The 17,935-nt window shown below is 68.0% G+C and carries 15 protein-coding genes; 10 read left to right on the top strand and 5 right to left on the bottom strand.

Going from position 1 to position 17,935, the window contains the following annotated elements; all coding sequences use genetic code 11:
- Positions 1–4 precede the first annotated feature (4 nt).
- Positions 5–622, bottom strand: a complete 618-nt coding sequence (locus WEB06_09340) for an RNA methyltransferase (GenBank protein MEX2555824.1) — start codon at positions 620–622, stop codon at positions 5–7.
- 4 nt (positions 623–626) lie between these two features.
- A complete protein-coding gene (locus WEB06_09335) occupies positions 627–1,373 on the bottom strand; it encodes an acetoacetate decarboxylase family protein (protein MEX2555823.1) in 747 nt (248 codons plus the stop codon).
- Between the two features lie 172 nt (positions 1,374–1,545).
- Here WEB06_09335 and WEB06_09330 point away from each other — a divergent pair, with 172 nt between their 5' ends.
- Entirely contained in the window at positions 1,546–2,862 is a 1,317-nt protein-coding gene (locus WEB06_09330; protein MEX2555822.1) for a hypothetical protein, read from the top strand.
- Positions 2,863–2,867: 5 nt separating this feature from the next.
- On the opposite strand, the gene WEB06_09325 is transcribed toward WEB06_09330, so the two are convergent.
- The 3 genes from WEB06_09325 to WEB06_09315 are packed head-to-tail and all read right to left on the bottom strand — an operon-like array spanning position 2,868 to position 9,867.
- Complete coding sequence (locus WEB06_09325; GenBank protein MEX2555821.1) at positions 2,868–6,809, bottom strand: adenylate/guanylate cyclase domain-containing protein; 3,942 nt, start codon at positions 6,807–6,809, stop codon at positions 2,868–2,870.
- A gap of 44 nt (positions 6,810–6,853) precedes the next feature.
- Positions 6,854–8,248, bottom strand: coding sequence for a wax ester/triacylglycerol synthase family O-acyltransferase (locus tag WEB06_09320; protein ID MEX2555820.1), 1,395 nt, complete (start codon positions 8,246–8,248; stop codon positions 6,854–6,856).
- A gap of 14 nt (positions 8,249–8,262) precedes the next feature.
- On the bottom strand, positions 8,263–9,867 hold the full coding sequence (locus tag WEB06_09315) for an acyl-CoA synthetase (GenBank protein MEX2555819.1): 1,605 nt from the start codon (positions 9,865–9,867) through the stop codon (positions 8,263–8,265).
- A gap of 64 nt (positions 9,868–9,931) precedes the next feature.
- Between WEB06_09315 and WEB06_09310 the strand changes: the two genes are divergently transcribed.
- From WEB06_09310 to WEB06_09270, 9 genes are all read left to right on the top strand, one after another.
- Positions 9,932–11,197: an alpha/beta hydrolase gene (locus WEB06_09310; protein MEX2555818.1), complete on the top strand. Its 1,266-nt coding sequence runs from the start codon at positions 9,932–9,934 to the stop codon at positions 11,195–11,197.
- 218 nt (positions 11,198–11,415) lie between these two features.
- Positions 11,416–11,880 carry a hypothetical protein gene (locus tag WEB06_09305; protein ID MEX2555817.1) on the top strand — a complete coding sequence of 155 codons (465 nt, stop codon included), beginning with the start codon at positions 11,416–11,418 and terminating at the stop codon, positions 11,878–11,880.
- Positions 11,881–11,960: 80 nt separating this feature from the next.
- Entirely contained in the window at positions 11,961–12,488 is a 528-nt protein-coding gene (locus tag WEB06_09300) for a 2'-5' RNA ligase family protein (protein MEX2555816.1), read from the top strand.
- Positions 12,489–13,105: 617 nt separating this feature from the next.
- Complete coding sequence (locus WEB06_09295) at positions 13,106–13,588, top strand: RNA polymerase sigma factor (GenBank protein ID MEX2555815.1); 483 nt, start codon at positions 13,106–13,108, stop codon at positions 13,586–13,588.
- Positions 13,585–14,403: a zf-HC2 domain-containing protein gene (locus WEB06_09290; GenBank protein MEX2555814.1), complete on the top strand. Its 819-nt coding sequence runs from the start codon at positions 13,585–13,587 to the stop codon at positions 14,401–14,403. The genes WEB06_09295 and WEB06_09290 overlap by 4 nt, the downstream gene beginning before the upstream one ends.
- Complete coding sequence (locus WEB06_09285; GenBank protein ID MEX2555813.1) at positions 14,403–15,257, top strand: ABC transporter ATP-binding protein; 855 nt, start codon at positions 14,403–14,405, stop codon at positions 15,255–15,257. The genes WEB06_09290 and WEB06_09285 overlap by 1 nt, the downstream gene beginning before the upstream one ends.
- Positions 15,254–17,095, top strand: a complete 1,842-nt coding sequence (locus WEB06_09280) for a hypothetical protein (GenBank protein ID MEX2555812.1) — start codon at positions 15,254–15,256, stop codon at positions 17,093–17,095. The genes WEB06_09285 and WEB06_09280 overlap by 4 nt, the downstream gene beginning before the upstream one ends.
- A gap of 230 nt (positions 17,096–17,325) precedes the next feature.
- Positions 17,326–17,562 (top strand): hypothetical protein, encoded by a 237-nt coding sequence (locus tag WEB06_09275; GenBank protein ID MEX2555811.1) that lies wholly within the window; start codon positions 17,326–17,328, stop codon positions 17,560–17,562.
- A complete protein-coding gene (locus WEB06_09270) occupies positions 17,559–17,801 on the top strand; it encodes a hypothetical protein (GenBank protein ID MEX2555810.1) in 243 nt (80 codons plus the stop codon). The genes WEB06_09275 and WEB06_09270 overlap by 4 nt, the downstream gene beginning before the upstream one ends.
- Positions 17,802–17,935: the final 134 nt, after the last annotated feature.

Below are 17,935 nucleotides of genomic sequence, written 5' to 3'. Positions count from 1 at the left end.
CCCGTTATCGGGCGTGGCGCCGGATCCACTCGAACATCGCGATGCCCGACGCCACCCCGGCGTTGATCGAGCGGGTGGAGCCGAACTGGGGGATCGAAAGAAGCTGCGTGCAGATCCGGCGTGCCTCGTCGGAGAGTCCGGGGCCTTCTTGCCCGAACAGCAGGACGCAGGCGCGGGGCAGATCGGCGGAGCCGATCGGCACCGCGCCGGGCACGTTGTCGAAGCCCATGAGCGGCAGCCGGTTGGTCGCGGCCCACGTCGCGAGCTGACCGATGCTCTCGTGATGTCTCAGATGCTGGTACTGCTCGGTGACCATGGCGCCGCGGCGGTTCCAGCTGCGTCGTCCGACGATGTGCACTTCGGCTGCGAGGAAGGCGTTCGCGTTGCGAACGACGGCTCCGATGTTCCGGTCGTGCTGCCAGTTCTCGATCGCCACGTGGAACGGGTGCCGCCGCGTGTCGAGGTCGGCGACGATCGCCTCGAGCCGCCAGTACCGATACCGGTCGACGACGTTACGACGGTCGCCTGCGGCGAGAAGCTCGGGATCGAAACGGGGATCGTCGGGCCACGGCTGCGGATGCGGCCCGACACCTACGTCGCGTTCCTCGCCGGTCTGCGTCACACCATCAGCGAACGGCTGTGGTGAGCGGACGAACCACCTCGGCGGCGCCGAAACGCGCACCGACCCGCTCGACGGTGGTCGAGATCATCGCGCGCTTCGGGAGCCCGATCGAACGGAGCTCGTCGGCGATCGGGTGTTCCCCGAGCACCACCGACGCGCCGCCGACGCGGCCGCGCGTTCCGTCGGCCGAGGTCTCCCACGGCGTGCGTCGCAACACGCCGTCGAGGAACGTGTAGGTCGGGAGGTTGGGGACGCGCGGCCAGGGTCGGATCCCCTTGTTCACCGTGAGCGTGAGCACGTGTGCTCCATCGTGGCGAAGCGTGCAGGTCGTCGCGCCGGGTCGCTCGTCGATGTCGATGTCGGCCATGAACTTGGGATAACCCCAGATCGTTCGACCGGCTTCGAGGGTGAAGCCCTGGTTCACGGGGAGGTGATGGATGTACACGCCGGTCTTGTTGCGAAGGACCTCCAGGGCCTTCCGCCGAGCCGGGGCCGGCTCCGCATCGTGCAGCCGGACGAGGAACGCGACGGCTACCTCGTTGTAGGCATCCAGATCCGTGTCCTCGTACTTCACGAATGCGATGCTCGCGATCGCCTTGCTCGGGCGCATCTCCGCCACCTGGAGGCCGGTCGGGGCGATCAGGGCCTGCGCGGCGGCCGCGGGGACGACGAAGGTGGCCGCTCCCGAGCGGGCCGACCGCACCTCGATCGGAAGCGAGAGGGTCCGTCCCTGGATAGTGTATTTTTCCACTGAGGGCACAGATTCGTCCCTTTTCTAGCGCAAATGCGCTACTCGCGACATTTGACCGGCACCTATACTCGCATGGTACCTAGAAGGGTGCCGGTCCCGCGTGGCCGGCGTCGGGTGTGTTCGGGATGGTCCGGTGCAACCCGCCGGGCCGAGCGATCAAGGGGGGTGCCTCATGTCGGGGGCCGACCATAATCGAAGCATCGCGTTGCGCGCGCTGACCGTATCCGTGGCCGTTGTTACGCTGATGGCCCTGGCGACGACCGGCTTTGCTCGGCCCGTGAAGAAGGAGTTCGACGCCTCGATCGCGCCGGGCGGGGGGCCGGGTCAGACCGCCACCTCGTTGACGGTAACCATCACCAACCTGCCGACCTCCCAGCACCCCGTCGGATCGGCCAACATCACGATCCCCCCCGGTTTCACGGGGATCGGGACCCCCACGATCAGCTCCGCTCCGTCCGGCAAGTCCTGGACCGCGACGCTGAACGGCGGGGTGATCGAGCTGCGCTCGGCCTCCGGCAGCCAGCTCGCTCCGGGCGAGTCGGTGGCCGTGACGTTCGTCGCCACGACGCCCTGTCCGGAAGGCGCGTACGCGTTCGGCGTGCAAGCGAAGCAGTCCAACAACTTCAACGGACAAGGCAACGACATCGTGACCGGTCCTTCCACGCTGACGTTCACGGTGAGCGGCGGCTGCGAACCGGCGGCCGTCCATCTGGCGTTCGGGCAGCAGCCGACCGACGTCATCTCCGGCGCCACCATGACGCCGGCCGTGACCGTGCGCGTCGAGGACGCGAGCAACAACCTGGTCACGGGCTTCAGCGGAACGGTTTCACTGGCCCTCGGCGCCAACCCCGGATCGTCGACGTTGTTCGGCGGCGGTCCTGTGGCCGTGTCGAACGGCGTTGCGACGTTCGATGGCCTGATGGCCACCAAGACGACGGTGGGCACGGTGACGGGTCATACGCTCGTCGCCACGAGCGATCCATCGGTGACGTCGGCGACCTCGGGAGCGTTCGCCGTCACCGGGATGTCGAGCGACTGCGAGTTCGAGCTTTGCACCGGGAACAGCGGCATCCTCAGCAACGCGAGCTCGAGCGACAACTGGATCGGCAAGGTGGAGGTGGACACCGGCGAATGCCCCGAGCACCCGTGCTTGCTCACGGTCTACGAGCAGACGACCTGCCCGGAGGGCTTCACCTGCAAGTCGAACCTGCTGACGTTCATCCCGCCGGCCAACGCGCAGGGGCTGACGACGGTGACCATCGCGTGTGACACGACGATATGTCCCAACGTGGGTCCGCCCGGCAATGGCGAACCCCTTTACAAGGTGCTCGCGAACGGCACGGTGGTCGTGCTCGACCGGTGCCACAACAGCCCGCCGAGCGGTGATGACCTGACCAACGGATGCATCGTCGAGGTCATCCGGACGCGGCCGGGCGACACCGTCTTCACGATCCTATTGCCCGAGGGAGACCCGGCGATCTTCAAGTAGCGGCGCTAGGACCGCATCGGTTCGGCGACGTCAAGGGGCTCGAGCGTGATCGCTCGGGCTCCTTGCGTTTTCTCCAGCTCGATCGCGGAGCCGGCCGGCAGGGATGCCGGCCCGGCGACCGAGCCGAAGCCGGGTGGGTCGGCGACCGCGCAGACGCCCAGTCGCTCGAGGATCGTGGCGCTTTCTTTCTCGAGGCCGGAGGCCTCGCGTTCCGTCCTTCGCTCGAGCTGGGCGAGCGCTCGCATGGAGAGCGCGGCGTCGTAGTCGGCTCCGCGCTGGCGAGCCGCCTGGACCGCTTGCTCCAGCGACGCGCGCGCATCGTCGAAGGAGCCGAGTCGCATCAGACCGATCCCGAGCACGCGATGGAGGATCGGGGCCTGCACGCTCGTCTCCTCGCCGCCTGATCGATCGGCATCGAGGGTGTCGCGGGCCAGCCCTACGCCATCGGCGGCGTCCCCGCGGAGCACGAGACTCTCGGCGATCCGCGCGTCGAGTTCCACGACCCCGCCTCGCTCCCCGACGGCGTCGTATCCGGCCCGGGCTTCTCGGAGCGACGCCAGGCCCTCCTCGAGACGGCCCGACCGCACCTGCACGCGGCCGAGAACGCCGAGCACGAAGCCGACGTAGCTGCGGTCGCCCGCGCCGCGGCAGATCCGAACCGCGTGGCGAAGGATGGGCTCGGCCTCCGCTAGGCGCCCCTGATCGGCCAGGATCTCACCGACGTTCGCCGTGCCGAGCGCGGCGCTCACCGGGTCGCCGGTTTGCTCGCGAGCCAGGCGTCCGCGCTCGTAGTACGCGGCGGCCTCGTCCCAGCGCCCCTCGAAGTAGGCGAAGGCGCCGAGGTTGTTGAGGACCACGGCCTGACGGACCAGGTCGCCCAAGTCCTGGTAGATCTCGAGCGCCTGATGAGAGAAGGAGTGATCCCCGGTCTTTCCGATCGTGACGTTCGTCCAGTCAAGGATGACGTACGCCTGAGCGAGGGCGCGGCGCTCGCCCGTCGCGCGGGCAAGCTCGATCGCGCGCTCCGACCATCGGATCGCGTCCGCGTGACGGCCCTGGCCTTGCTTGAAGGCGCCGTACCAGGCGGCCAGCTGCGCGCGCATGCGTCCCGCCTCGTCGCCGTCGATCCCCTCGAGCGCATCGAGCCCCCGACGGATCCACCGCAGGGCATCGGTGAGGCGACCGACCCGGTCGGTCACCTGAGCGTGTTTCAGGAACACCTGCGCCAGCCATACGCCGGACGTCTGCTTCGAGAATCGCCGGGCGGTGCGGTAGGCGTCGGCGGCTTTGCGGAACTCGCCGCCCAGCCGCCGGACGTCGCCGAGGCGTTCGGCGACCTGCGCCAGCTCGAACTCCCCGACCCCGCTGAGCCGATGGGCCGCCTCCAGGGCCTGGCCGTAGAAGCGGGCGGCTTCCATGTTGGCGTACTTGGCTTGTGCGCGCTCGGCGGCGATGCGCGCGAAGCGCCACGTTTCTTCCCATGCCTGCGCATGGAAGTAGTGGAGGGCGAGGAGCTCCGTTTGCTGGTCGACGGCCGCCGGTCCCGAAGCGAGGATCCGCTCGCCGACGGCGGCGTGCATCGCGCGCCGTCGCCGGAAGGTCAGCCCTTCATAGGCCGCGTCGCGGATGAGTACGTTCGCGAAGCGGTACCGGCCGCGGGCGTCGCGCGACACGAAGTCTGCGAGCCGCCGCCAGATCGGGTCGTCCGTCGTGGGGGCCCGGTCGTCCAGCACCGCGGAGAGCAGGCCGGGATCGAACGCGACACCGAGCACGGCAGCGGCGCGGAGCACCGCACGGTCCGCGGGTGGGAGGCCGTCGATCCGCGCGGTCATCAGCGTCTCGACCGTGTCGGGCAGATCGTCGATCGTTCCGGCCGTGCGCCAGGCACCGAGGAGCTCTCGAAGGAACATCGGATTGCCGCCCGCCCGCGCGACGAGCGCGGCTATCTCGTTCTCGGACGGCGGAGCGTCGCCGGTCATCGCTTCGATGAAAGCCGTGGCCGTGTCCTGGTCGAGCGGCGCGAGCCCGAGCGTCCGCGCATGCGGCTGGTCGGTCACGAACCGGCTGCCGCGCCCCGCGCGCCGCGTGAGGAGGATGAGCCAAGGGCGGTCGGCTCCGGCTGCGATCAGCGCGCGGAGGAGGGCGCCGGAAGCCTCGTCGAAGTAGTGCACGTCCTCGAAGATGAACAGGGCGGGCGTCGGTTGGACGACGCTCAGGAAGTCGACGGTGACCCGCTCGAGCTGGCTGCGGCGGAATCCCTCGTCCAAGGCTTCCGTCTGGGGCGTGGCCTGGATCGGGATATCGATCACGGCGCCGAGCAGAGGGAGCCACGGAAGGATGTCGGGCGCGTCGGCGGCAACGCGCGCGCGGAGCCCATCGACCGAGGAGGCCGAGGCTCCCGCCGATCGGATCCCGAGCAGCTCCCGCATGAAGCTCCGGAACGGGAAATATGGTGTGCCTTCGGCATAGGGCCCGCCGCTGGTCGTGACTACCTTGAGGCCGGACGCCCGTCGGCGGACCTCTTCGACGAGCCGGGACGTGCCCATCCCTGGGTCCCCGATGACCTCGATCACCCGTCCCTTGCGGGACCGGGCCTCCTCGAGGGCGTCGAGCAGCAGCCCAACCTCGCGCTCCCTTCCGATGAACGGAGTCCCGGACTCTGCGTCCCGGATCGTCTCCTCGACGACCGGCCCGACGACAAAGGCTTCCACCGGCCGGGCCTTGCCCTTGACCGTGAACGGCTCCAGGGCGCGGGTCGCGAACCGGCTGCGCGATCGTTCGAGCACGTCGGTCGCGGCGAAGATCTCGCCGATCTCCGCGGCCGCCATCAACCGAGCAGCCAGGTTCACCGTGTCGCCCATCACGGTGTATGTGCGCCGGTATTCCGGCCCGATGTCTCCGGCGAACACGTGTCCGCGATTGATCCCGATCCGGAGGGGCAACGGAGGGCCTTCTTCGATGATGTCGCGCGCGGCGAGGAGGGTCGCTTCGTCGTCCGCGCCGGTCGTGCGCGGCGCGCCGGCGACCATGATGATCTTGCCGCCGTTGCGGTCGATGTCGCTGCCGAGGAAGGTCACGCCTCGCGCGCCCGCCGCCTTCTGCGCCGTCGCGACGAGCTTCGCCAGACGGTCGGCGAGCGCGGCCGGTCCCTCGGCGGAGATGACGTCGTCGCTCCCTTCGAAGCGCAGGAACATCACGCTGGCTTGACGATGCTCGGGCTCGGACTCTCCCGCGAGCAGATGCTCTCGGATCGCGACGGGTACGCTCGGCGTGGGATCGAACGCTTCGTCGGGGATGGGATCGACGGTCGCTTCGACGGTCGCCGCGGCGGAGCGCAGCAGCCGGCCCGGTCCCTTCTCCACGCCGAGCCACTTAGCGGGGAGGCACTCGGCGGTGGTCGGGCTGACAACGATCTCGCCCGCCTCGGCGGTCTGCTCCATCAAGGTGGTTTGCGTCGCCGCCGGACCGGTCACGAGCAGCTCGCGATGCTCGTCGCCGACGAGGAAGAAATGGAACGTGCCGGTGTGGACGCCGACCGACATGCGGAGCCGGACCCGTCCGCCCGGCGTGACGATGTTGCCGATGCGCCGCAGCGTCGCGCGCATGCCGACCGCAGCCGCGCAACCGCGGGCGGGGTGATCGACCCCCCGGTACAGCAGCAGGAGCGCGTCGCCGCCGAACTTGATCAAGCTGCCGCCGGCTTCGTACGCGACGGCGAGGAGCTCTTTGAAGCAGGCGCCGATGGTCTCGGTCAGCTCTTCCGCGCCCACCTTTCCCCGGCGCGCGAGCCGCTCGGACAACTTCGTGAAGCCGGAGATGTCGACGAAGACCAGCGTTCCGTCGATCTCGCGGAAGGTCTCGTCCGGGTGCCGGACGAGCCATTCGATCGCCAGGCGCGGCAGATAGGGGCGAAGGATGCCCGCGCGATCGACCGTTTCCCCCGTCAATGATCCCCTTAAAGGGGAACGGTACCCGTCAGAGCCGGGGCGCGCTACGGGACATTCCGGGCGCGAGCCGCCTTGAGCAGCACCCCGATGCCCTCGGCGAGACCGTCGGAGATGCGCCACACCTCGGGGACGGTGTCGCGGCACGCGATGATGCCGAAGTCGACGTTTCCCATGTTGGACAGGATGGTGATGTTGATGCCGGCGCCCGGAAGGAGCGGCCCCATCGGGAAGATCGCCTGGATGCGGGCGCCGGCCGTATAGAGGGGAACCGGCGGACCCGGAACATTCGAAACGATGCAGTTCAGGGCCGGCGGGTGCAGATCGGGCAGGCGCGATCCGGAGTAGAGGCGCATCGCGCTCGTGAACAGCCGTGGCGCGAGGAACTCGGCCCAGTCCATGAGCGTCTCGGCGCCGAGCGCGTTCGCCAGCTCCTTGGACCGCTTCGTGCTGGCGATGATGGTCTCGAGCTGCTCTTCCGCGTCGGCGAGCTGCACCGGCAGCGGCACGAGCATGTTCGACACCTGGTTCGCCGACTCGCGCTCCACGCCCTCCACGCGAACCGAGATCGGGCACGCCGCGACGAGCGGCTTGTCGGGGAGCTCGTCGAGCGCGAGCAAGTAGTTGCGCAGCGCGTAGGTCGAGATCGCGAGCACGACGTCGTTCACCTTCGCGCCGTACGCGTTCTTGATCTCCTTGAGGTCGTCGAGCGAGGCCTGGCCGAACGCGACCGCGCGATGCGGCGTCAACTGTCCGGAGAACCGCGTGCGCGGCGCGAGGAACGGCGCCGCAGCCCCGCCCTCGGACCGTCTCGTCATCGAGCGCAACATCTTCGCGGCGTTTCCGGTCGCCCGTCCCATGGCGCCGAGGATCCGCACCGGATTGGCGATCTGCGTCACGAGCGCGTCGCGCAGGAGCTTGACGTCCGACGGGCGCCGCTCGCCGATGAAGCGCTCCTCGGGCTTGGCCTTGCGCTCGATCTCGGGCGTGAGGTCGAGCAGGTGCACCATCACGTCGGCGCCCGATGCGCCGTCGATCGTCGCGTGATGCATCTTCGTCACGACCGCGGCTTGCTGACCTTCGAGCCCTTCGACCACCCACATCTCCCACAGCGGCCGGTCGCGGCGCAGCTGCGCGCTCGCGATGTCGCCGACGACGTCGGCGAGCGCCTGCTGGTCGCCGGGCGGCGGCGCGCCGATGCGATGCACGTGGTTCTCGAGGTCGAAGGTTGGATCGTCGATCCACACCGGATGGCCCAGACCGAACGGGACCGTCACGAGCCGCCGGCGGAACGCCGGCATCAGGTGGATGCGGTCTTCGAGCATCGTGCGGATCTTCTCGAACGAATAGCCGCCGGGCATCGTCGAGGTGTCGAGCAGGAGCACGCCGATGACGTGCATGTGCATCTCCGGCGTCTCCAGATAGAGGAACGTCGCGTCCATACCCGACAGACGCTTCACGACGACACCAGCGCTTCCATGGCGCGCTCCTTTGCCCATCGATAGTCCGGCTTCCCGGCCGGCGTACGCACGACCTTGTCGACGAGCACGATGTCGCGCGGCACCTTGTAGCCGGCGACGGACTCGCGGCAATGCTGCTGGAGTTGCTCCAGGGTCGGCGCGGCGCTGGGATCGCGCGGCTGCACGACGGCGACGACGCGTTCGCCCCAGCGGTCGTCGGGCACGCCGACCACGATCGCGTCCTCGACGGCCGGATGATCCTTGAGCGGGCCTTCGACCTCGTCGGGGAAGACCTTCTCGCCGCCGGTGTTGATCGTCTGAGAACCGCGGCCGAGGAGCGTGATCGTTCCGTCGTCCTCGACGGTCGCCATGTCGCCGGGCAGCACGTACCGGCCGCCGTCGAGCTCGATGAAGGTCTTCGCAGTCTTCTCGGGATCCTTGTGGTAGCGGAGCGGGATGAAGCCGCGGCGCGCGAGTCGTCCGACCACGCCCGAGCCGGGCTCGACTTTCTTGCCGTCGTCGTCGAGGACGAACGTCTGGTCGTTCACCACGAACGTCGCGCCGCCGCGCCCGGCCTTGGAGCCGAGCACCCCCGTTTCCGACGACCCGAAGCCGTCGGCGATCATGCGATCCGGGAGCAGCTCGAGGATCCGCTTCTTGGTGGTCTCGGACAGCATCGCGCCGCCCGAGCCGATGACCCACAGGTTCGCGGTGTCGTAGCGGTCGCGGTTCGCCGCGAGCTCGTCGACGAGCGGCCGCGCCATCGCGTCGCCGACCACGACGAGGATCACGACCTTCTCGCGAGCGATCAGATCCCAGATCGCCGGCGGGTCGAAGCGTCCGAGCGGCGTCATCACCAGCGTCCCGCCGGTGAACAGCGTCTGGAACGCGAGCCAGTGCGCGCTCGAGTGCATCAGCGGGGGGGTGGCGAGCGCGGTGAGGCCGGTCTCGGGGATGCGCGAAGCGAGCTCCTCGGGCCCGGTCACGTGGTTGCCCATCTGGGTGATGTCGCCGCCGCCCATCGCCGCCTTGAAGATGTCCTCGTGCCGCCAGACGACGCCCTTCGGCATCCCGGTCGTGCCGCCGGTGTACACGCAGTAGAGGTCTTCGGACGACCGGTCGGGAACACTCGGGCGCTGCGGGCTCGCCGCCGCGAGCGCGTCTTCGTACGGTTCGGAACCCGGCGCCGGCTGCTCGTCCGAGCCGTCCTCCACCACCAGGAAACGCTCGAGGATCGGCGTCTCCGGCGCGACCGCAGCGACCTTGGAGGCGAACTGCCGGTGGTAGACGAGCCCGACCAGATCCGCGTTGTCGAACAGGTAGCGGAGCTCGGCCTCCACGTATCGGAAGTTCACATTGATCGGGATCGCTCGGATCTTGAAGCACGCGAGCATCCCTTCGAGGTATTCGGCGCCGTTCATCAACTGGAGCCCGACGTGTTCGCCTGGGCGAACGCCCGAAGCGAGCAGGTGATTGGCCAGGCGATTCGCGCGCTCGTCGAGCGCGGAATAGGTCGATCGGCGCTCGCCGACGATCACCGCTTCGCGATCTGGAACGGCATCGGCGACCGCTTCGAACAGGTCGGCGAGGTTGTAGCCCATGCTTCTCCTCGAGGTGAGGAGGCCATAGTATGACGGAAGTTCAGGCTTGGGCGAGGGGGATCGCATGGCCTCCAACCGGCCTGCACAGGCCATCGTGGTAGCACAACGAGTGGGACGAGCCGTCGCGAGGATGCCGGGGATCGGCATCCTCTGGGCGCCACCGCGCGCCGCAGGCTTCGCCGTCGAAGCGTTCATCAAGCAACGGTTCGGCCTCCGCGGCACCGACGACCTTCCGAAAGCGCGCCCGTCGCTCGCGTTGACCGCACAGGTCGCGCTCGACGAGGCGTTCCTCGGCATGATGCGCAACCCGAGCCGGTATCCGACCGACGCCGACTATGCGGGCCTCGCCGCCGAGCTGGCCACCGCCGCGGACCTTTACGCGCGTGAGGGTTGGATCGCCGAGCCGCGCTCCTATCATCGCGATCCGCCGCCGCTGACGGATCTCCGCGTGCGGCGCCTGTGGGCGATGAACGTTTGGTACGAGCGTCTTTCGTGGCCGAGCGAGTACGAGACGCATCCCGGCGAACCGAACGCGGCACGGTGGGCGACCTTCGCGAAGAACCGAATCGCGTACGCGTACGTCGTGCGGCGCAAACCCAACCGGCCGTGGCTGATGTGCCTGCACGGCTTCTCGACGGGGGTGCCGACCTCCGACTTCTTCGCATTCAAGGCGAAGCGGCTGTCCGAGGAGCTCGACGTGAACCTGGTCTTCCCGGTGCTGCCGCTGCACGGCCCGCGCCGCGCGAGCCGCATGTCGGGCGCGGAACTGCTCTCGTACAACGTCCTGGACTTCATCGCCGGCATGGCGCAAGCGATGTGGGACATCCGGCGGCTGATGGGATGGCTGCGCACACAAGGCGCCGAACGCGTCGGCGTGCATGGGATGTCGCTCGGTGCCTACACCGCATCGTTGCTGTCGGCGCTGGAGCCGGATCTCGAGCTGCTGATCGCCGGCGCGCCGCTGTGCGACATGCCGGGCCTGATCGACCATCACATGCCGAGGCGGCTGCGCGGCAAGGCCGTCGAGAACGGCATCGATCAATCTGTTCTCCAAGATGTGTTCCGCCCCGTCTCGCCGCTCGCGTACCCGATGACGATCCCCCGCGAGCGCGTTCACATGTACGCGGGGGTTGGGGACCGGATGTCGACGCCGGAGCAAGCGCACCGTTTGTGGGCGCACTGGGACCGGCCGAACGTTCTCTGGTACGAGGGCGGACACCTGACGTTCCTGTGGTCGGGCCAAGTCACGCGCTTCCTCGACGATGCGATGGCGAGCGCAGGATTCATCGAACCTCGGACTCCGCCACGCATGCCCGAAACGATCGTCTGACCGGGCCGCTCGACTCAGTGATCCCGATCAGAGCCGTCGTCGCGCGGCTTATACTGACCAGAGATGCGGGATAACTCTCTGGTACGAACGCAACGCCCCATAGGAATCCGCTGGTGATTGGCGCAATCAGGACGGAGCAGATTCGCCGGGCCCGCGCGATATGCGGACCGGATCTAGTTCTTTGCCGGGTCCGTATAGGTAGGAGTTAGGTCGACTCGATGGTGGAGGACGAGCGTGGGCCGGAGGAACCGGATCTGCCCTCCGCCTTACAGTCATCCACACCGCCTCCCGTCCCCGACGAGACGCTGTATAAGGCGTATGAGGGGCACGCCACAACTCTCCGTGCATGGCTCGTGGCGTACGGAGTCGGCGGCCCCGTTCTTCTCTTGACCAATGAGAGAATCTCGTCGGTCATTGCCGACGCTGGGCATGCTCGACTTCTAGCCGTACTCTTTCTCGCCGGGGTTTCACTGCAAGTGATACTTGCTGCTCTCAACAAGTATGCGATGTGGCTGTGCTACTACAGTGATGAGGAACCGCAAGTTGAGGAGAAATGGCCCTACAACTGGGCGACCTGGGTCTCCCGACAAGTGTGGATCGATCTCGCGGTCGATCTCGCGAGCTTGGGGGTGTTCGGCTACGCGACGTACAGGATTCTGGTCGATGTGGCGGCGGCGACCTAACTCGCGCCTGCAACGGACCGTCCGCGCGCGTCCGGCCGATGAGCCGCAGGGTCGTTATCCGGTCGGCTGATAACGAATAGATGGCATTCGAGGCGGGGACCTACGTGTGTCTCGATGTACCTGAGCCGGTGGCATCTCGGATCATGGAGATCCGGCGCAGACACCGCGACGGGTTCCGCGCCGCGCTGCCGGTTGAGATCACGGTCGCGGGATCAGGCGGCGTCGACGTCATCGAACCCGGACAGGACCCCGCGACAGTACTGCGCTTGCTCGATGAGATTGCGGCCCGCACCCCACCCATTGTTGCCCGCTTTGGTGACTCCTTGCGCTTCCCTGGTACCGATGTCTTCGTTTTCGCCCTCGAGGACCCGGCGCCATTCGAAGCCCTGCATGGGCGCATCATCTCCTCCGGCATCCGGTTCAAGCCTTCGCCGCACGGCTTCTTCCCGCACTGCACCTTGCGGAGTCGGTCGCCGGTTACGGAGGCGGAGGCCGAAGACCTCATGCAGGCGCGGATTGAGAGAGATTTTGTCCTTCGTGGAATGGCGCTCTACGTTCTGGATGGGTTGCCCATGAGCGTCATGCATACTGGGGAGTTAACGGGGTGATGAAGAGTGGAGTTTCGGGTTTTGCTGCACCGTATAACTCGCGGCTACAACGGACCGCATCCGCGTTACGTGCCAATCGCGGCCGATTAGCCGGAGAGTCGTTATCCCGGCGCGGTGAGGTAACGATGGGATGGTTGAGACGGGCTCCTCGGCGTGCCACATCGGTCGATGTTCTTGGGAAGCCGGTGGCGTGCGCTCACTGCGGTGGTGATGAATTCATCGTGCGTAAACGACTTCTGAACACGGCCGTAATGACGCTTCTTGGATTCGACTTTGCGGATCGGCAGGCCACGATCTTGAAGTGTGTTCATTGTGGTCGGATCGAGTGGTTCGGGAAGCCGGGGCGCTCGAAATGATTTGCGGTCGCCGTGTCCTGCCTGTTGTGGTCGGTGGTTGCCGGATAACTCGCAGCTGCAACGGACCGCCTCCGCGCTTCGGGCCGATCGCGGCCGCTGAACCGCAGGGTTGTTAGGCCGCCACTCGAAACGGACCCTTTTGCTTCGGGCCGGTTGGCTCAGGAGTGTGGACGGCGAACCTTTTCCACCGGCCGGCACGACAGAGAGGTCGTGAGGGACACGTCGGGGGATAGACCGGAGGACGGAGATCTACTGGCGGGAGTGGCCGCAGGCGACCGCGATGCTTTGCGGACGCTCTACGAGCGGCATGCACCCTGGCTCCACGTCCGGCTCTCGCGGCGGTGCGCGGACCCCGGCCTCGTGGAAGAGACGGTGCAGGACACCTTCGTCGCCGCGTGGCGCGGTGCCCGCCGCTGGCGCGGCGAGGGGGACGTGGCCGCCTGGTTGTGGGGGATCGCGATCCGGCGGTTGGTCGACCGGCTCCGGCGCCGGCCGGCGCCGGTGCTGCGTCCGGCCGCCGAGTCGTGGCCGTCCGCCGAGGAGCAGGTGCTTCTCGGTGTGGAGCACGGGGACCTGGCCGGCTCGCTCAATCGCCTCTCGCCGGAGCTGCGGGCCGTCGTTCAGGCCACGATCCTCGACGGCCTGACCGCCCGGGAGGCGGCTCGTCTGCTCGGCATCCCCGCGGGGACCGTGAGGACGCGGCTGATGCGCGCCCGCGCGCAGCTGAGGGGTGAGCTGGGATGAGTGACTGGCACGCCGACGCGGCCTTGCTTCAGACCTATGCGCATGGCCGTGCTGACGCCGCTTTGTCGTTTTCCGTCGAGGCGCACTTGATCCGTTGCGCGCGTTGCCGCGCCGGGCTGAGCGATTCCGTGGAGCGAGCGAGCCTGGAGAGGATCTGGGGCGGGGTCGTCGCGGAGATCCACGCGCCGCGGCGCGGTCCCATCGAGGCGCTGATGGTGCGCGCGGGGATCCCCGAGTACGTCGCCCGGCTCATCGCCGCAACCCCATCGCTCCGCATCTCGTGGATCGCGGCGGTCGCGGCCGCGCTCGGCTTCGCCGTCGGCGCGGCGCACGCCGGGCCCGGCGGCCTGCTGCTGTTCCTCATGCTCGCGCCGCTCCTGCCGGTGGCGGGGGTCGCAGTCGCCTACGGGCCCGGCATGGACCCCACGTACGAGATCGGCCTCACAGCTCCCATGCGAAGCTTCCGGCTGCTGTTCCTCCGAGCCGCCGCCGTTCTCGCCACCACCACGATCCTCGCTGCCGTGGCAACGCTTTTCCTTCCCCGCCTGAGCTGGACCGCCGCTGCTTGGCTTCTGCCGTCGCTCGGCTTGACCCTGTCGACCCTTGCCCTGACCACGAAGGTGTCGACGACGCTGGTCGCCGCCGGCGCGGTGGCCGGCGTCTGGATCGCGCTGACCACGGTGGGATACGCCGCGACGCGCGACGACCTGGCGGCATTCCGCGGGCCATTCCAGGCCCTCTTCGCCCTCGTCGCGATCGTTTCCTCGCTCGTGATCGCTGCCCGTAGCGAACGATTCGAGATGAGGAGGCGCTGATGTCGATCTCGTTGACCGCCGTCCGGAAGCGTTTCGGCGGCACGCAGGCGCTGGACGGCGTGACGCTGGAGGCGGGTCATGGCGTCACCGGCCTGCTCGGGCCCAACGGCGCCGGCAAGACGACGCTGTTGCGGATCGTCGCGACCGTGCTCTCCGCCGACGAGGGGCGGGTCGGCATCCTGGGCCGCGACCCGTCGAACGCGCGGCAGCGGGTCGAGATCCGCCGCCGCCTGGGGTACATGCCGCAGGAGCCAGGCTTCTACCGCAGCTTCACCGCGTTCGAGTTCGTCGACTACGTCGCCATCCTGAAGGAGATGACCAACCGGCGCGAGCGGCACGCGGAGGTTGCGCGCGTCCTCGACGTCGTCGGTCTCGCGAGCGTCGCAGGGCGGCGGATCAAGGCTCTCTCCGGTGGGATGCGCCGGCGCGTCGCGCTCGCCCAGGCGCTGCTGGGGAACCCGTCGCTCCTCATCCTGGACGAGCCCACCGCGGGGCTCGACCCCGAGCAGCGGCTCCGGTTCCGCGAGCTGGTCTCGGACCTCGCCGAGAGTCGGGCCGTCCTTCTCTCCACCCATCAGACCGAGGACGTCCGAGCGCTGTGCAGCCGCGTCGTCGTCTTGCGTCGCGGAGCGAGCGTCTTCGAGGGAGTGCCACGCGAGCTGGCGGAGCTCGCCCGAGGCAGGGTCTGGGTCGCCGATCAGCGGGCCGCCGGCGCGCGACTGTCGTGGCGGACAGGAGAAGGACGTCTCCGCAGCATCGGCGATCCGCCGCCGGGCGCCGAGCTCACCGAGCCGACGATCGAGGACGGATACATGCTCCTCGTCGGCCGGGACCTGCTCGAAGACGTCGCATGAGCAGCGCCACGGAGGCTCGTCGCATCGAGGTCGAGAGCCGGCCGGGCCCGCGATGGCGGGCGACCGTCGCGCTTGCCCACGTCGAGGGCCGCATCATCCTGCGCCGCCCGATCTTCCTGTTCGGCGTGCTGCTCTCCGTTGCCTTGATCGTCTTTGTGACCTGGTCCCGGGCTCCCGTGATGCATCGGGACGACTCCTGGATCACGATGGCCATCCTGCCGCTTGCCGTAGCCGCCTACCTCGCGTCCAACGTCGCTGCCACGCGTGCTCGGCGTACGGGCACCGAAGAGCTCTTGGATGCGCAACCGATGTCGGCGCTGTCGCGTACCTCCGCGCATCTGCTCGCGCTCGCCTATCCCGTCGCCGCGTCTGCCGTTCTCACCGCCGCCGAGGTCGGCTATCTGAAGCTGATCGGCGGGGTGTGGTCTCCGAGCGTGAACGAGCTTGCATCCGGCCCCATGATGGTCCTCTTCCTGGGGGCGTGCGGTGTGCTCATTGGAAGGGTCGTCCCCTCGATCATCGCGGGGAGCGTGGGGCTGATCGCCCTCGGGGGTATTCAGCTCTACCTGATGCAGCGGACGCAGCTGTACCAGGCGGGCGATGTCGGTTCCCCATTGCGGTGGGGCGCGTTCTGGATCAACTTCGACGAGGCGAACGCGCGAGAGCTCGTTTTTCGGCCGGCCGGCTGGCATCTCGTCTACCTCACGGGCCTCGCAGCGCTCGTTCTGGCGGCTGCGCGACTGCGTCACGGTCCCAGGTTCGGCCGAGTCGCCGCCGCCCTCGCGGCGATCGCGGTCGTCGCGACGGGCGTCTGGGGTCAGACACGCCCGCAAGGACGGGAACGGATCTTCGACGCCGAGCAGGTGGCCACCCGGGAGCCGCTGATCTGCGAGGCCCACGATGGCGTTCGCTACTGCGCGTACCGCGCCTACGCCCCGTGGATGGAGCGATGGCGCACCGTCGTCACGGGAGTTCTCCAAGACTTCGTCTCGACGCCGAGAGGCCTGACGATCTCCCAACGCTTCGGAAACATCTACGAAGAGTCCTTCCGCCAGCCGTCTGCCGATCCGGGGACCATCCACACGGGCACGCTGTGGGGCACGCGGTTCGAAGCCGGCATCTCCGAGATGTCGCTCGCCTCCCGAGTGGCGTCGTGGGCGGTCGGCCTGCCGTCGGCGGAGCAGACCTTCGTCGCCCGATGGAACGCCGACGAAGTCGAGGAATACGCCGCCCGGCTCGAGCGGAGAGAGCTCGAACCGAATGCGGAATTGCCGCGCGTCGGCGACATCAAATCGCAAGGTCCGTGCACCTCGATCGGGCAGGCGAGGACCGTGGTGGCGCTATGGCTCGCCGGCCGATCCACCACGGGCGCGGGCAACGCTCTGCGCTCCTGGCTCGACGACCAGCCCTACGGGATCCGCATGTATGAAGGGTGGGACACCGGGCCTGCCATCGACCTCGGAAGCCCCAACATCTACTTCAACGATTGGCCGTTCGCCAGGGAGTCGAACGTGGAATGGGGCACCGCCGAGGCCCATTACGCCGGGCAGCTTCTCGAACGCCCCGGCGAGGAGGTCGCAACGCTCGTTCGCCGCCACTGGGACGAGCTCGTCGATCCGCGGACGACGACAGAAGACGCCATCCGTCTCTTCGGCCTCGAGCCTCTCCCCACGCTGGAAGAACAGATCAGAGACCTCGGGCTCAGCGAGGCCGAGTTCATCGAACGCTACAAGGCCGGCCTAGGCCGCGCGGAGCCGGAAAAGGTGGAAGCGTCGCTCGAAGGGATCCTCGAAAGCGGTGGCCTAAACGCGCTATCTCTTGGCGTCCCATGTCCTTAGGCCGTCCGAAATATCCTGTCCCGAGATGGCGCTGGCTCGGGAGGCCTGAAGAGCCCCTAGCCGTGAGGACATGACAAACCGGTTAGCCTGTGTTGGATGTGACTTGCCGTCGAACTCGCGGCTGCAACGGGCCGCGTCGCCGCTTCGCGTCGATCGCGGCCGATGAGCCGCAGGGTCGTTCGTTAGCTCGACCGAGCGTGAGTGTCGGCATGGGGCGGTAGCCTCCCCTCATGTACTTCCGGATTGTTGGCGACATCTCAGATGTGGAGGTCATCGCTCGAGGCGTCTCCGTTCGTGTGCGTGCGCGACTGATCAGGCAATTCGGGCGCGGTAGATGGCGGAAGCTCAAGGGCAAGGCCTTGGTGGAACTGAGGGATGGGACGATCCGTCAGGCCGAAGTACACTGGTACGAGGCGCACGGCGTCGGGCGCCGGACGTTCAAGATCAAGCGATTGCTGGACTCATGAGCGCACTTCGGAAGACGGATTTCGTGGTTTGCCTTCGTAACGATGGTGCGGAGGATCTGGAGCCGCGCAAGCTCTATGCCGTTGTTCCCGATGCCGCAGCCTCGGCTCAGGGTTTCTTGAGGGTGGTAGACGAGTCCGGTGAGGACTATCTCTACCCGGCGGAGTTCTTCGCACCCGTCGAGGTCTCGGAGGAAGCAGCCCGCGAACTGGGTCCAGGAGCTCGCTCCGCGGGGCGTTGACATGCGAGCTAAGGATGAAAGTCAACTGATTGGACGCACTCACTCCCTCCTTGGTTGAATCCGTTCGGGGTGCGGGTGACCCCGAAGCGAAGCGCAGGTGTGGGACTGATGCCTGCCGCGCCGCTTGAGAGCGA

Source organism: Actinomycetota bacterium, assembly GCA_040905475.1.
In the GTDB taxonomy this organism is placed as follows: domain Bacteria; phylum Actinomycetota; class AC-67; order AC-67; family AC-67; genus DATFGK01.
The sequence above is the reverse complement of the archived record's forward strand: the minus strand, read 5'-3'. Positions and strand labels throughout refer to the sequence as shown.

Bases quoted from the DNA above. Each gene is read 5' to 3' on its own strand.
- WEB06_09330 (MEX2555822.1), top strand. From the start codon at position 1,546: ATGTCGGGGGCCGACCATAATCGAAGCATCGCGTTGCGCGCGCTGACC.
- WEB06_09290 (MEX2555814.1), top strand. From the start codon at position 13,585: ATGAGTGACTGGCACGCCGACGCGGCCTTGCTTCAGACCTATGCGCAT.
- WEB06_09275 (MEX2555811.1), top strand. From the start codon at position 17,326: ATGTACTTCCGGATTGTTGGCGACATCTCAGATGTGGAGGTCATCGCT.
- WEB06_09305 (MEX2555817.1), top strand. From the start codon at position 11,416: ATGGTGGAGGACGAGCGTGGGCCGGAGGAACCGGATCTGCCCTCCGCC.
- WEB06_09310 (MEX2555818.1), top strand. From the start codon at position 9,932: ATGGCCTCCAACCGGCCTGCACAGGCCATCGTGGTAGCACAACGAGTG.
- WEB06_09280 (MEX2555812.1), top strand. From the start codon at position 15,254: ATGAGCAGCGCCACGGAGGCTCGTCGCATCGAGGTCGAGAGCCGGCCG.
- WEB06_09320 (MEX2555820.1), bottom strand. From the start codon at position 8,248: ATGGACGCGACGTTCCTCTATCTGGAGACGCCGGAGATGCACATGCAC.
- WEB06_09315 (MEX2555819.1), bottom strand. From the start codon at position 9,867: ATGGGCTACAACCTCGCCGACCTGTTCGAAGCGGTCGCCGATGCCGTT.
- WEB06_09270 (MEX2555810.1), top strand. From the start codon at position 17,559: ATGAGCGCACTTCGGAAGACGGATTTCGTGGTTTGCCTTCGTAACGAT.
- WEB06_09285 (MEX2555813.1), top strand. From the start codon at position 14,403: ATGTCGATCTCGTTGACCGCCGTCCGGAAGCGTTTCGGCGGCACGCAG.
- WEB06_09300 (MEX2555816.1), top strand. From the start codon at position 11,961: ATGGCATTCGAGGCGGGGACCTACGTGTGTCTCGATGTACCTGAGCCG.